At 46.8% G+C, this 14,300-nt stretch carries 17 protein-coding genes; 3 read left to right on the top strand and 14 right to left on the bottom strand.

Annotated elements, in window-relative coordinates; genetic code table 11:
* The first annotated feature begins 45 nt into the window (after positions 1 to 45).
* Complete coding sequence (locus FTU86_RS07145) at positions 46 to 933, top strand: DMT family transporter (protein WP_373683647.1); 888 nt, start codon at positions 46 to 48, stop codon at positions 931 to 933.
* 61 nt (positions 934 to 994) lie between these two features.
* On the opposite strand, the gene FTU86_RS13880 is transcribed toward FTU86_RS07145, so the two are convergent.
* The 3 genes from FTU86_RS13880 to FTU86_RS07130 form a co-directional block, all read right to left on the bottom strand.
* Positions 995 to 2,437, bottom strand: a complete 1,443-nt coding sequence (locus FTU86_RS13880; RefSeq protein ID WP_373684728.1) for a TRAP transporter large permease subunit — start codon at positions 2,435 to 2,437, stop codon at positions 995 to 997.
* Between the two features lie 1,014 nt (positions 2,438 to 3,451).
* Positions 3,452 to 4,024: a rhombosortase gene (gene rrtA / locus FTU86_RS07135; RefSeq protein ID WP_127799341.1), complete on the bottom strand. Its 573-nt coding sequence runs from the start codon at positions 4,022 to 4,024 to the stop codon at positions 3,452 to 3,454.
* A 55-nt stretch (positions 4,025 to 4,079) separates the two neighbouring features.
* Entirely contained in the window at positions 4,080 to 5,153 is a 1,074-nt protein-coding gene (locus tag FTU86_RS07130) for a hypothetical protein (RefSeq protein ID WP_005180236.1), read from the bottom strand.
* A 189-nt stretch (positions 5,154 to 5,342) separates the two neighbouring features.
* Between FTU86_RS07130 and FTU86_RS07125 the strand changes: the two genes are divergently transcribed.
* Positions 5,343 to 5,522 carry a hypothetical protein gene (locus tag FTU86_RS07125; protein ID WP_127801044.1) on the top strand — a complete coding sequence of 60 codons (180 nt, stop codon included), beginning with the start codon at positions 5,343 to 5,345 and terminating at the stop codon, positions 5,520 to 5,522.
* Between the two features lie 147 nt (positions 5,523 to 5,669).
* Here the strand turns inward: FTU86_RS07125 and FTU86_RS07120 are convergent, their stop codons facing one another.
* Together FTU86_RS07120 and FTU86_RS07115 are read right to left on the bottom strand one after the other, a co-directional pair.
* Positions 5,670 to 6,062: a hypothetical protein gene (locus tag FTU86_RS07120; RefSeq protein WP_180036541.1), complete on the bottom strand. Its 393-nt coding sequence runs from the start codon at positions 6,060 to 6,062 to the stop codon at positions 5,670 to 5,672.
* Positions 6,049 to 6,306 (bottom strand): succinate dehydrogenase assembly factor 2, encoded by a 258-nt coding sequence (locus FTU86_RS07115; RefSeq protein ID WP_005180238.1) that lies wholly within the window; start codon positions 6,304 to 6,306, stop codon positions 6,049 to 6,051. Before FTU86_RS07115 ends, FTU86_RS07120 begins: the two co-directional genes overlap by 14 nt.
* Positions 6,307 to 6,489: 183 nt before the next feature.
* Between FTU86_RS07115 and FTU86_RS07110 the strand changes: the two genes are divergently transcribed.
* Positions 6,490 to 7,662, top strand: coding sequence for an acyl-CoA dehydrogenase family protein (locus FTU86_RS07110; protein WP_075167404.1), 1,173 nt, complete (start codon positions 6,490 to 6,492; stop codon positions 7,660 to 7,662).
* Between the two features lie 87 nt (positions 7,663 to 7,749).
* Here FTU86_RS07110 and FTU86_RS07105 read toward each other — a convergent pair whose 3' ends face one another.
* From FTU86_RS07105 to rplO, 9 genes are all read right to left on the bottom strand, one after another.
* On the bottom strand, positions 7,750 to 9,240 hold the full coding sequence (locus tag FTU86_RS07105; protein ID WP_180036542.1) for an NAD(P)/FAD-dependent oxidoreductase: 1,491 nt from the start codon (positions 9,238 to 9,240) through the stop codon (positions 7,750 to 7,752).
* A 198-nt stretch (positions 9,241 to 9,438) separates the two neighbouring features.
* Positions 9,439 to 9,804: a 50S ribosomal protein L17 gene (rplQ, locus tag FTU86_RS07100; protein WP_004754212.1), complete on the bottom strand. Its 366-nt coding sequence runs from the start codon at positions 9,802 to 9,804 to the stop codon at positions 9,439 to 9,441.
* A gap of 19 nt (positions 9,805 to 9,823) precedes the next feature.
* Positions 9,824 to 10,831: a DNA-directed RNA polymerase subunit alpha gene (locus FTU86_RS07095; RefSeq protein WP_005180245.1), complete on the bottom strand. Its 1,008-nt coding sequence runs from the start codon at positions 10,829 to 10,831 to the stop codon at positions 9,824 to 9,826.
* 17 nt (positions 10,832 to 10,848) lie between these two features.
* The gene (gene rpsD / locus FTU86_RS07090) at positions 10,849 to 11,472 is read right to left on the bottom strand and encodes a 30S ribosomal protein S4 (RefSeq protein WP_016658534.1); all 624 of its coding nucleotides are present in this window, start codon (positions 11,470 to 11,472) and stop codon (positions 10,849 to 10,851) included.
* Positions 11,473 to 11,484: 12 nt separating this feature from the next.
* Positions 11,485 to 11,871 carry a 30S ribosomal protein S11 gene (rpsK, locus tag FTU86_RS07085; protein WP_001040166.1) on the bottom strand — a complete coding sequence of 129 codons (387 nt, stop codon included), beginning with the start codon at positions 11,869 to 11,871 and terminating at the stop codon, positions 11,485 to 11,487.
* Positions 11,872 to 11,890: 19 nt separating this feature from the next.
* Positions 11,891 to 12,247 (bottom strand): 30S ribosomal protein S13, encoded by a 357-nt coding sequence (gene rpsM, locus FTU86_RS07080; RefSeq protein WP_005012957.1) that lies wholly within the window; start codon positions 12,245 to 12,247, stop codon positions 11,891 to 11,893.
* Positions 12,248 to 12,354: 107 nt separating this feature from the next.
* Positions 12,355 to 12,471, bottom strand: a complete 117-nt coding sequence (gene rpmJ / locus FTU86_RS07075; RefSeq protein ID WP_000867907.1) for a 50S ribosomal protein L36 — start codon at positions 12,469 to 12,471, stop codon at positions 12,355 to 12,357.
* 20 nt (positions 12,472 to 12,491) lie between these two features.
* Entirely contained in the window at positions 12,492 to 13,811 is a 1,320-nt protein-coding gene (gene secY, locus FTU86_RS07070) for a preprotein translocase subunit SecY (RefSeq protein WP_171065119.1), read from the bottom strand.
* Positions 13,812 to 13,856: 45 nt separating this feature from the next.
* The gene (gene rplO / locus FTU86_RS07065) at positions 13,857 to 14,297 is read right to left on the bottom strand and encodes a 50S ribosomal protein L15 (protein ID WP_005180254.1); all 441 of its coding nucleotides are present in this window, start codon (positions 14,295 to 14,297) and stop codon (positions 13,857 to 13,859) included.
* Positions 14,298 to 14,300: the final 3 nt, after the last annotated feature.

The following is a 14,300-nucleotide window of genomic DNA, read 5'->3' as shown; positions in this document are numbered from 1 at the left end:
TGCGTTAAATCGGCTAGAATACATCCTTATTCCTCGCCCGGGTTGATGATGACTGCCTCCACGCCTCAGCATGATCTGATCAAAGCCATTGGCTTACTCACCCTCTCTGCTTTTCTGTTTTCGCTGATGGGCGTGTGTATCCGCTACGCCTCGCATACGGTCGACAATGCCACTATTGTGTTCTTCCGTAATTTTATTGGCCTGTTTATTTTTCTGCCGCTGCTGTTCAATAAAGGCCTCGACTTTTTTAAAACCCGGCGTCTGTGGATGCATACCTGGCGTAGTGTGGTCGGTCTGCTGGCGATGTATGGCTTTTTCTATGCCATTGCCCAGCTTAAACTGTCCAATGCGATGGTGTTTACCTATTCTTCCCCGATCTTTATTCCGCTCATTGCCTGGTTATTCCTGAAAGAAAAAGTCAGTGCAGCCATGCTGATCGCCGCCCTGTTTGGTCTAATGGGCGTACTCTGTGTGGCCAAACCGGATGCTGGCCTGTTCAATCATCTGTCGATCATTGGTCTGGGCGCCAGTTTTCTGGCCGCAATGGCCTTTGTCACTGTGCGCGCCCTGACGCAAACCGAACCACCAGAACGGATTGTGTTTTATTTCTGCCTGATTGGCACCCTGATTTCAGTCATTCCAATGTTCTGGCTATGGCGAAGCTATCAATGGAGTGAACTGGGCCTGCTGATCAGTGCCGGGGTGCTGGCCAATATCAGCCAGATTTTTATGTCGCGGGCCTATAGTCTGGCACCTGCCGGTCAGATTGGGCCGGTAAATTATATTGCGATTATTTTTGCCGGCATCTGGGGCTTTTTGTTCTGGCAGGAATTGCCAGATCTGTCTAGCCTGCTCGGCTTTGGTCTGATTTTAATTGCGATTTTACTGTGCAGCCCGCTGTTTAAAAAAGCCAGTCCTACACAGGCGCCATAAAAATACCCTGACCTTTCGCAAAAGATCAGGGTATGGTCATCATCACGGTTGAACGGCTGGCTTACTGATACCAGCCAAACAGTTTAAAGAAGTATGGTACATAGGCAATGATCAGCATCGCTGGCAGCATCACCAGAATCGGCAGAATCCAGCGCTCAAAACGATAGTAGAAGGATTTGTGGCGCACTTCGGCATCTGCCGCCGCCACTTCTTCATCGCCAATCGACTGCCTCGCCAGCAAGTGGTTCAGCGCGACCGGCGGGGTGATATAGCCCATTTCAAAGCCAATCAGGGTAATCATCCAGAAATGCACCGGTTCAATCCCATACTGGTAGGCCACCGGTGCCACCGTGGCAGAAATCAGGATGACCGCACCAAACGGGTCCATAATCATGCCGACCAGTACCATCACCAGTACAATCAGGCTAATCACAATAAAGGTACTACTGATATCAGTCGGGAAAGCCTCCATGATTTCAATCCGTTCCAGGAAGCCGCCGACACTGACCGATAAGGCCATCAGAATCACCAGCGCGCCAATATGCCCCACGGTTTCACTAATGGAAATGTGCATCGACTTCCAGAAGCCAACCTCACGCTCCGGCTCGGACACCGCCACGCTATGATCCGCCGACATGCCAGTATCCTCAGTTGCAGTATGTACGCCATCGCGGTATTCCACACCACTGACTGCACTAGCGGTCGCCAGCGCCGGTTGCGATGAATCGGTATATTTTGCTGTCAGGCTTTCATCCCAATGACCTACTGGTGGAATTGGCGCCGGTTCATGCCGCAATTTATCAAACAGGACAATTAACAGCAGAATCACAGGCATCATCACCGGCGCGGTAAATTCGTTCAGGTTGGTGTCCAGCGCATATTTGTAGAACATCCAGATCAGCACGAAAATAATCACATACGGCACCACCGCACCCATGGCACGTAAAGATCGTGGTGCAGCCACAGCTGGTGAAGCAATCCGGAACTTACTTTCAGCAAAGAACAGCGATACCACCAGGAAAATTGTTGTAGTCAGCAGGAATACATACACGCCATAGTGGTACAGCACATCGGTGGTGACTTCCTTGTTTAAAGAGGCAACAACCACAATCAGCAGACATGGACGTAAGACTACCCCCATCGAACCAGATAAAGCCGTTGCTGCCAGGGCAAACTGACGGCGCCCGCCAGCATTCCAGACTTCTTTATAAATGATGGCACCGGCCGCGATCACGAAAATCCCCGAGGCACCGGTATAGGCTGTCGGTAATGCCGCACCAATCAGGATTAACCAGGTCAGGGTTTCGGGTGCCAGATTCCATGGCCGCATGATGTTCAGGAATTTATCCACCACACGGGTCTGTTTCAGCAGCATACCGGCCCAGATAAACAGCGCCAGATTCAGGAAGATGCTGGAGAATTCCACCAGCTGGCCCAGGTAAATCCCCTGCCCCATTGGATAATCCATGAAGAAGGTAAAGGCAATACCGGTAATAATGGCCATATAGGCATACAGCGGTACACTCAGGAAAGCCAGACCTAGACTGCCGCCTTCTCGCGTTGGTGCAGGCGGACGAACAAACTGCCATAAACTGATGAGGGTCAGCGCACTAAACAGGATCATCCACAACCAGTAAATGATCTGCATTTCACCGGTCATCGGCACCCCGGAATTCAGCACCGAACGATACTGGCTATAGGCCGAGAACGCCAGAAAGGCATTGGCCACGGTCATGCAGGTGGTATATATCCGATAATCAATTCGTGTGGCAGGCCCACGCAAACCAATATGATGGGTTTTTAAAGTGGCACTAATCGCGGCAAACACCACCATCAACACCAGCAGCAAGGCACGGTTTTCAGTACCAAATTTAAAGATGCCAAAGAAGGTGGTTTCTACACTGCGATAGGTGCGTAAACTTGGATGCGCCTGCATATGCTGCACAGCCTGATCATAAAACACATATTTTTCTTCACAGACCTGCTGCGCGGCCATAATTGAGGCACGCACATCCGATTCAGACGGGGTTCCAAAAATATCAGCAAATTCATCGGCCGCATTGGCTTTCATTTGTGCCTGCACCTGGCCGTCAATATCCGGGTTGCGGTCACAGTCAGGGGCACTTGGTTCAGCGCGCAAGAATGAATACTGCATACCGGTGGCAGGATCACCGTATAGACGTTCGCCCATACGCAACAGCTGGCCGTGAATCATCTCACCGGTTCCAATGATCAGCGTCAGCAGCAGCAGCACCAGAATCACAAAGGCAGAAATCCATTCTGTCCATATATATCTGAGCAGATCCAGTCCGGATCTGCGTTGTCCTTGATTTGACATATTTTTTCCTGTTTTTTTATTTTCGGAAACGGCAACAGGGCCGTATTTCGCGCATCCTGTAGCAAGCAGCCATCCTGCTGCTATTCAAATCTTGTTGTCATTCTTTTCGAATGTGCATCAAAGTACATTCATTTAAAATGACAATATTCATTTTCTTTTTGGTAGAAATGGTCAACTGGATCACTTTTTCAAGCTGTAGGTATAGATCAGGTAGACCATCGCCAATCCCGCACCCCAGATCACGCCCAGCAAATGTGCCTCGACCAGTACCGGGCTACCAATCAGCTCGGCCGTTTCCTTACTGCCAAAGGTATTTTCCCACAGCAGTTTGGCCAGAATCAGCAGCAATACCAGCGCAGCAAACCGGCGTTCTTGAGCATCAAGCAGATGCACTACTGCCACCGCCATATAGGCTCCATGCAGCACCCCAGACAGGCCGGCATAGGCTTCAATATGTGGAAACAGGAAATAGAAACTGAAACTGATAGCCGGAGGTAACAGCAATAACAGGCTGACAAAATGCCAGGTTTTGACCCGCGGAAAAATAAAAGGCAAACAGGCAAAGGCCAGAATATTCAGCAGATAATGCACCCAGCCCACATGCACCCAATGCGCTGTCCACAAGCGCCAGAATTCTTGTAAGAGAGCAGGACGCCAATAAATAAAATGATCCGCAAACACCTGCAAACAGGCCGCCAGCGACATAAACACGGCAATAAAAATAATTTTCTTACTGAAAAAATGAAGTGTCATGTCGTTGTCCCTGTTGAATCTTTTAAGTATAAAGCGTCCTCCTCGTAGCGACTATTTACAGATTGTTGAGTTCCGTATCTGGATCAGCGCTTGTATCTTCACCAAATAAATCATCCAGTTCAGACGCATTGTCCTGCTCATCCCAGAAACGGCTCATGCCATCATCGGCAGTACGTACCCCGGTATTTTCAGTCCAGTAACGGTCTGAAATCCCCTGCACCATGGTGGCAGCCATGCTGTCAATTAGCTTGAATTGCGGGTTAATTGGTTTTTCTTCGGTGCGTGCAGCCGCAAATGATTTTAGTGCATCACGAATCTTGGCATCATCGCCGCTGGCCTGCGCGGCCACTGCATACAGGGCATGCGACAGGCGCACACCTTTCTGCTCACCAATTTGCATCGACTGTTTCAGGGTCTGATACGGCTCCGGTTTGCCATCTCCCGCACCTGGCAACAAGGTCCAGATCACGGCACGGGTGGCTTGTGGTGCACCCCAGAATTTTTCATTGTTCAGACAGGTCATGCCACGCTCGACCACGGCAGCAATATCTTTAGGCACATGCACCGCACCGCCAGAGTTAATATCATTGGTCATGGCCTGTAAACCACTGATCATGCCAAGCAAATACACGGTCTGATCAATATCGCTGTTCATTTTCGGGCAGCCTTCACCCAGTGGTTTTCTGTATTTCTTTTCCCAGCGATTCTGGAATAACTGATAACCGGTATATTGGCGCTGTGCCGCAATAGCCGCCCAGCGTTTCTGTTCAATCCGGGCATCTTGCGCTTCACTGACCTGTCCGGCTTTTGACGCACGCAAATAACGCAGCTCGGCATCCAGGGCACGGTTTTCCGCACAGATACCGGCGGCTGAATACATCAGCACCGCAACCCGGGTCGGGTCTGCCCCCATATCTTTGGTGGCCATAATTGCAGGGGTCAGGGAATTACCACTGCTACAGACCATTTCGGCATCATCCATAGCCAGAATGGGAGGAACAATATGTTTTTCTGTAAAACCTAAAGCCACATTGGCACCGGTTTTCACCACTTGTGAACAGCCGGAAAGAAGTGTTGTTGTGAATGCAATAACCGCCACACCCTGGCAGATTTTTTGGACTTGCGACATTTTCCTGTCCTCTATAATTGTGTTTATGTCCATGGCAACAAACATATCAGATGCATTATCTGAATAAAAGAGCATTTACTCTAATCTGAGAGCTGTACTTTGACATGAAAAGCGGGCAAGAAAATTGACTGAATTTGCAGGAAAGCCAAATTTTAGGCAAAAAAAAGTAGCATTGCGACGGTTCAGCACATGCTACTTATTAACTGGAACCCAATTACGGGCATTTTATTGGTGCAATTCGTTCCTTCAGCAAGCTTCCTCATCATCCAGCCACAATTGAACACAATTGCGATGACCAGAAACATTCACGTGGCGATCACCCTGGCGATTTCCCTGTTTGCTGTTGGTGTCTTTAATATATCTGGATAATTTCCAAACACAAGAGGCTTTTGTCCAACAATCGGTATTTTTTGCCAATTTACCGTGACTGTGTAGGACAAATAAAATGATAGACTTTATAAATTTATTTAAAATCAATATCTTATTTTTATATTAAAATATACAACTGTCTGACAATTAGATGATTTTTGCCAATGTTTTTAAGGCTTTCCACTCTGCAAACGAAACTTGGTCACGCCAGATGACTGCAGATTTGACCGGTGCATGATGAAAATACAGCACCAGATACAGCTGATGATCCAGAATATGCTCGAGCAGACCGCGTTGAATCTTGGAGCCAGAATTAAACTGCAGACTCCACTCTGCCCCATCTAAATGCGCCAAGGCGGTTAATTGGGAGCGTCGCTGAAACCCGTAATAACTGACAGCCGCCAGGAGCAGACCTAGCAGCCAAAGCAGCGGATGTAATAATTGAAAACTTAAAACAGAAAATAGAATCAGCAGGCTCAGCTGAAACAGCAGCGCCAGACGGCTCGGTTTCAGCTGAAAGTCGCGCTTAGCCGTGGACATAGTGTTTTAATTTACGGATCAGCTCGCGCATTTCCGGGCGTGGCGGTTCAGACACTTCCATAAACCAGTCCAGTAAATCCGGATCTTCCTGTTCAACCAGCGCCGCAAACGTGGCTTTTTCTTCCGGATCAGCGGTTAAATAATAGTTTTTCACATAAGGATCAAAGTAGACATCAATTTCCTTTAAACCGCGACGGGCACGATAAATCACTTTACGCTCTTCTAAGCTAATGTCTTCACTCATGGTTTTGTCCACATCATATTGATATCGCAATTAGTTTAACCCAGCCCAGAAAAAGTTTCGATGAATTTATCGGACTGACCAAAACCGCCAGCAAAAAGCCAGAAATGATGTTTCTGCACATTGTACTGCCGGCTCAGTTTGCTTTAGTTTCAAGGAATAAAAATAAGTGAAGGAACTCTAACCATGCAATCTGCTGCAATTCGCCCACTCAACAACATGTTGCCACGAAAATTATTTCAGAGTGAGCATGAGGCATTCCGTGATACAGTGCGCAAGTTTTATGAAAAGGAAGTTTTGCCGAATACGGAAAAATATGAACAGCAACAGCATGTAGACCGCGATTTATGGAACAAGGCCGGTGAACTGGGGCTGCTGTGTACCACCATGCCAGAGCAGTATGGTGGCTCCGGGGTAGATCGCCTCTACAGTATGATTCTGATTGAAGAACAGGCCTATGCTGGCGACTCGGCCACCGGCTTCTCGCTGCATTCCGATATTGTCGCCAACTATATTCATAACTTTGGCAACGAACAGCAAAAACAGTACTGGTTGCCGAAAATGGCGACAGGTGAAGTGGTCACCGCCATTGCCATGACCGAACCGGGCACAGGCTCAGATTTACAGGCGGTACGCACCACAGCAGTTTTAGAGGGCGATGAATACGTCATTAACGGCTCAAAAATCTTTATTACCAATGGCTATTTATGCGATATGGCGATTGTGGTGTGTAAAACTGGCAATAGCGACAAAGGTTCGGCCAACCTGTCGCTGATTATGGTCGAGGCAAATCGTGCCGGTTTTAGCAAAGGCAAACCGCTGAATAAAATTGGCATGAAAGGTCAGGACACCTGCGAGCTGTTTTTTGATAATGTGCGAGTGCCCAAAGAAAACCTGCTCGGGATGGAAGGTATGGGCTTTATCATGCTGATGAAAGAGCTGGCCTGGGAACGCATGATTGTGGCGATTATCTGCCAGGCTGGTGCCGAAGCAGCCTTTGCGCATACCCTGCAATACACCAAAGAACGTAAAGCCTTTGGCAAACCGATTGGCGCCTTTCAGAATACCCGCTTTAAACTGGCGGAAATGCGCACTGAAATTGATTTCTGCCGCGCCTATCTGGACCGGTGTATGGAACTGCAGCTCGAAGATCAGCTAAGTGTTGATGCAGCAGCGGCGGCCAAATACAAAATCTCGGAGCTGTTTTCCAAAGTGGTGGATGAATGTCTGCAATTGCATGGCGGCTATGGCTATATGCTGGAATATCCGATTGCCCGTGCGTATTTAGACAATCGCGCCAACCGGATTTATGCCGGTACCAATGAAATTATGAAAGAGCTGATTTCCCGCTCCCTATAACGCATTACAAGCGTAGAACCCGATATAAACAACAAGGAAGCTCAATTGAGCTTCCTTTGTTCATTGCACGATCATGATGATGTGTGCTTAAGACACCAGTTTAGGTTTACGTGCAGACTCACTGACTGCTTTACGGAACTTCAGCACCGGATCAGCAAATGAAGCCTGTTTTAAATCCTTACGGTCTTTCAGGTAATTATTGCTCACCCGCCAAGGCGCATGTTTACCCTGCTTTGGCATCACATTCGCGGCACGGGCAATATAACCCGAAGTTAAACTACCCATCACAGTGTCTTCCATCAACTCTGAAGGATCACCTTCCGCAATCACTTCGGTATAGCCTTGCTGATCCATATGATTAATCAGACGGCAGATATAATCCGCAGCAATATCAACTTTTAAAGTCCAGGAGGCATTGATATAGCCAATAATCATGGCCATATTCGGCACATCGCTGACCATCACACCCTGATACAGCATATGTTTCGAGGTATCCAAAGGCTGATGATCAATGGTGGCTTTAACCCCGCCTAAAATCTGAATTTGCAGACCGGTAGCCGACACAATCACATCTGCGTCGAGATGTTTGCCAGATTTTAACTGGATGCCCTGTTCGGTAAAGGCTTCAATCTGGTCGGTTTCAACACTGGCCTGCCCTTCACGCAGCACTTTAAACAAATCTCCATCTGGCACCACACACAGACGCTGATCCCATGGATTATAGCTCGGGCTAAAGTGTTTCATATCCACTTTGCCTTTCAGCTGCATCTCAATTGACTTTAATAAAAATTTACGCAGCAGCTTCGGCTGTTTCTGTGCCAGCGCATACACACCGCGTTGCATACCAATATTTCGTGCCCGCGTCAGCTTATAAGCCAGCTCCTCCGGCAACACCTTGCGCATGTTGTTATAGATAAAATCTACCGATGGAATGGAAGCAATATAGGTCGGTGAGCGCTGCAGCATGGTGACATGCGCTGCACCGCCTTTGACCATTGCAGGCACCAAGGTAATAGCGGTAGCACCACTGCCAATAATCACCACTTTTTTACCAGAATAATCGCAGTTTTCCGGCCAATGCTGTGGATGAATAAAAGTACCTTTAAATGCCGACTGATTCGGGAAATCCGGCTGGAAGCCCTGATCATAATTGTAATAACCGGTACACCCCAGAACAAAATTGGCGATCCAGGTCTGTTTTTTGCCCTGTGCATTTTCAATCACGACAGACCATTTCTGGGTCTGGCTATCATAATTGGCAGACAGCACCCGATGCTGGAAATGAATTTTGGATTTCAGTTGATACTCTGCAATCACTTCTGACAGATAGTTCTTAATTGAAGCGCCATCAGCCAGAATGCTGTCTTGCGTCCAGGGCTTAAAATTAAAGCCAAAGGTCGACATATCCGAATCGGAACGGATACCCGGATATTTAAATAAATCCCAAGTGCCACCAAAGCTCTCACGACGCTCGATAATTTCAAAGGTGCGCTGTGGGCAGTGTTTGGAAAGATGCGCGGCCAGACCAATGCCGGAGATGCCTGCACCCACAATTAGAATATCAACATGCTTGTCCATTTTGTTTTTATACCTGTTCAACGTTCTGTTTTTATTAAAACACAAATTTGACAATACTCAATGTCAAGTTTAATAAAAGGCGATAAAATTTATATCAATTCGGGACACAGTAGAAAAATTGTCAGACAAATAGCCATAAAAAAAGGCCGGTTTAAAAAACCGACCTTTTTTTAGAACAACTGAACTGCTCTTGCGAAATTATTTAACTTCGCGATCTACAAGTTCAACGTAAGCCATCGGTGCAGCATCACCTGCACGGAAGCCCGCTTTAAGAACACGTAGATAACCGCCGTTACGTTCTTTGTAACGAGGGCCAAGAACGGTAAATAATTTACCAACAGTTGCTGCATTACGAGTACGAGCAAACGCCAAACGACGGTTTGCAACTGTATCGTTTTTAGCTAAAGTGATTAAAGGCTCAGCAACGCGGCGAAGTTCTTTCGCTTTAGGCAAAGTTGTTTTAATTAACTCGTGCTCAACTAAAGCATTGGTTAAGTTTTGGAACAACGCCTTACGGTGGCTGCTGGTACGGCCTAATTTCACACCACTATTACGATGACGCATGGTGAATAGTCCTACTTAATTAACGGCTACGATAAGCGAAGCGGTCGTCCATGCGGAGACTAGCTGGTGGCCAGTTCTCTAAACGCATGCCGAGCTGCAAGCCTTTCGATGCCAGAACATCTTTGATCTCAGTAAGCGATTTTTTACCCAGGTTAGGTGTTTTAAGTAACTCAACCTCGGTGCGCTGTACAAGATCACCAATGTAGTAAATATTTTCTGCTTTCAAACAGTTAGCAGAACGAACAGTAAGCTCTAGATCATCTACTGGACGAAGCAAAATTGGGTCAACTTCTTCACGAGGTTCTTGAGCCACAGGTGCCTGATCTTTCTGAAGGTCAACAAAGATTGCAATTTGTTGTTGCAAGATTGTTGCCGCTTTGCGGATTGCTTCTTCAGGATCAACAGTACCGTTGGTTTCAAGATCAATGATCAGCTTGTCAAGGTCAGTACGTTGTTCTACACGCGCATTTTCTACGATGTATGACACACGTTTGATCGGGCTATAAGAAGCATCTAACTGTAAACGACCCACTGGGCGAGTTTCGCCTTCAGGGAAACGTGAGTCAGATGTTTCATAACCACGGCCTTGAGCCACCTTCAAACGCATTTTTAACGCGCCTGATGCACTTAAAGTGCCGATCAAGTGTTCAGGGTTAACCACTTCAACATTGTGCGGTAAACGAAGGTCAGCTGCAGTAACGTCACCTGGACCTTGTTTTTCCAATGTCAAATAAGCTTCATTTTGATCGAATAGCTTAATAGACAATCCTTTCAGGTTCAGCAAGAGCTCGACGATGTCCTGCTGCAAGCCTTCTAAGGTACTGTACTCGTGCTCAACACCCTCAATTTCAACTTCAACCACAGCTGCGCCAGGTAAAGAAGAAAGAAGGATGCGACGTAAAGCATTACCAAGAGTATGACCAAAGCCACGCTCTAATGGTTCCAGAATAACTTTTGCCGAGGTCCCGCTAACCGCTTCGACCTTGATCGCTTGCGGAGTTAGAAACTCATTTGCAGTACGCGTCATTATTGCTACCTCAAGGATTATTTAGAATACAATTCTACAATCAAGCTTTCGTTGATTTCAGCAGGTAAATCAGAACGATCTGGTGCAGCTTTGAACGTACCTTCTAATTTAGCGTGATCAACTTCCATCCAAGAAGGGATACCACGTTGAGCAGCTAATTCAATTGCGTTTTTGATACGTAATTGTTGTTTAGCACCTTCGTGAACTGCGATCACGTCACCAGCTTTAACTTGGATAGACGCGATGTTAACACGACGGCCATTCAAAGTAATGCTACGGTGAGATACAAGCTGACGAGCTTCTGCACGTGTAGAACCAAAACCCATGCGATAAACGACGTTATCAAGACGGCTTTCAAGCAATTTCAACAAGTTTTCACCTGTTGCGCCTTTAACACGAGCTGCTTCTTTATAGTAATTACTAAATTGACGCTCTAAAACACCGTACATACGACGTACTTTTTGTTTTTCACGTAATTGTAGTGAATACTCAGATTGTTTGCCGCGCGCTTGGCCATGTTGACCAGGAGCTTTAGCGTGTTTTTTAGTTTTGACGTCAAATGGTTTAACGCCAGATTTTAGTTGCAGGTCTGTCCCTTCGCGGCGAGAGAGTTTGCATTTTGGACCAATATAACGAGCCATGAATGTTTCTCCTTACACGCGACGTTTTTTAGGTGGACGGCAACCGTTGTGAGGAATTGGAGTCACATCGGTAATGCTGTTAATTTTATAACCCACTGCACCTAATGCACGAACCGCAGACTCACGACCTGGACCAGGACCTTTTACAAGGACGTCCAAGTTTTTCAAACCGTAATCTAAAGCAGCTTTACCAGCAACTTCAGCAGCTACCTGAGCAGCAAACGGAGTTGATTTACGTGATCCACGGAAGCCTTGTCCACCTGAAGTGGCCCAAGCCAGTGCATTACCTTGACGATCGGTAATAGTCACAATGGTGTTATTAAAAGAAGCGTGAATGTGTGCAACACCTTCAGAGACGGTACGGGTGACCTTCTTGCGTGTGCGAGTATCTTTAGCCATCTTTTAGCTTCCAGAAATCTTATTTCTTAATTGGTTTGCGCGGACCTTTACGGGTACGTGCGTTAGTTTTGGTGCGTTGACCACGGACAGGCAAGCTGCGACGATGACGAAGACCGCGGTAGCAGCCTAAATCCATTAAACGTTTAATGTTCATGGAAATTTCGCGACGTAAGTCACCTTCGGTCGGAACCTTAGCAACTTCTGCACGAATCGCATCAAGCTGAGCGTCATCTAATTCACGGATCTTAGTGGTAGTAGCGATACCAGCAGCAGCTAAGATGTTCTTAGCAGTGTGGCGACCAATACCAAAGATGTACGTTAGAGAGATAACAGCATGCTTGTTATCCGGAATGTTTACACCGGCAATACGAGCCATTCAATTTTCTCCAAAAAGGCAGTTAAGATAATCAACCGCCCCACAAAAATCTTGAGGGGCGGATAATAACCTAATTAGCCTACTGAAATCAACAGGTCTTGATCAGATTAACCTTGACGCTGCTTATGACGAGGTTCTGCGCTGCAAATTACGCGGATAACCCCATTACGACGGATAACTTTACAGCTACCACAAATTTTCTTTACAGAAGCTTGTACTTTCATGATGAAACCTCTAAGTGCGCTTATCCCTTAGGATGAGCAGTCGTTTTTCTCATTAACGTTTGATTATCGTACTGGTGCGAGGTGAGATGTGCTTGAAGCTGAGCCATAAAGTCCATCACGACTACCACAACGATCAATAATGAGGTACCACCCAAATAGAATGGAATACCAAACGAGCTCTGCAATACCATCGGCATCAAGCAGACCACTGTGATATAAATCGAACCAATAAAGGTCAAACGATTGAGAATATGATCTAAGTAACGAGCAGTTTGCTCACCTGGGCGAATACCAGGCACATAAGCTCCGCTGCGTTTCAAGTTCTCTGACACTTCTTTCGGACTAAAAACTAGCGCGGTATAGAAATAACAGAAAAAGATAATTAACGCACCAAAGAGCACCAAATACAATGGCTGTCCAGGCGACAATACGAGTGCCAGATCTTGCAAGCTACGCTTGATAATCCCTGCATCAGGATCCGCACTTCCTACCCATTGACCCAGACTGGCCGGGAACAACAGCAGAGAGCTGGCAAAAATTGCCGGAATCACACCTGCCATATTAATTTTTAATGGCAAATGGGTTTGCTGTGCAGTAAATACACGACGACCTTGCTGTTTTTGAGCATAGTTTACCGGAATACGACGTTGCGCTTTCTCGATAAACACAATGGCTGCCAGTACCGCCAGTGACAACAGACCAAAAATCACCAGACCAATCAGGCTGGTTTGACCATTATCGACTGAAGATAGCGATTGCAAAATCAGATTTGGCAATCCGGCAACGATACCGGCGAAGATGATCATGGAAATACCATTGCCCACCCCACGTTCGGTAATCTGTTCACCCAACCACATCAGGAACATTGTACCCGCCACCAGCGAGGTGACTGCCGGAACGTAAAACGCAAGACCTGACGTTAAGGTAATCCCTTGACTGATCAGACCTGCACACATCCCGATTGCCTGTACTAAGGCAAGGAACAAGGTACCTTGGCGCGTATATTGATTAATCTTACGCTTGCCCTGCTCGCCTTCTTTCTTTAAAGCTTCCAGCGAAGGAACCACGGTTGACATCAGCTGCACGATAATCGACGCAGAGATGTAGGGCATGATCCCGAGAGCAAGAATCGACATTCGCTCTAATGCACCACCCGAAAACATGTTAAACAAACCCAGGATAGTACCTGAGTTTGCATTAAAAAGATTTTCAAGTGCGGCATTATTAATGCCTGGTACTGGAATATGCGCTCCTAGTCGAAATACCAATAACGCACCAATGAGAAACATCATTCGGCGAATAATTTCACGATATTTCACGTGAAATGGTTGGCCTTTCATCATATGTACATGACCTGAAGAACTAGGAGACATAGACACTGGAGATTACTCCTCGACTTTACCGCCAGCAGCTTCAACAGCAGCTTTAGCGCCTTTAGTCAATGCAACACCTTGAACAGTGAAAGCACGAGTAATTTCACCAGAAAGTACGATACGCGCACGGATCATGTCTTTACGCACAACGTTCGCCGCTTTTAAAGTTTCTAGGCTAACGATGTCGCCTTCAACTTTAGCAAGCTCAGATAAACGTACTTCAGCAGTTTTTAAAGCGATTTGGCTAGTGAAACCGAATTTAGGTAAACGACGATATAACGCAGTTTGACCGCCTTCGAAACCTGGACGTACGCCACCGCTCTTACGTGATTTTTGACCTTTGACACCACGGCCACCAGTCTTACCTACGCCAGAACCGATACCACGGCCCAGACGACGGTTTTCACGTTTAGCACCTTCTGCAGGTGCAAGTTCATTTAAACGCAGAGTCATGGC

Origin of the sequence: Acinetobacter sp. YH12155 (assembly GCF_013418255.1) — a bacterium.
GTDB lineage: Bacteria > Pseudomonadota > Gammaproteobacteria > Pseudomonadales > Moraxellaceae > Acinetobacter > Acinetobacter indicus.
The sequence above is the reverse complement of the archived record's forward strand: the minus strand, read 5'-3'. Positions and strand labels throughout refer to the sequence as shown.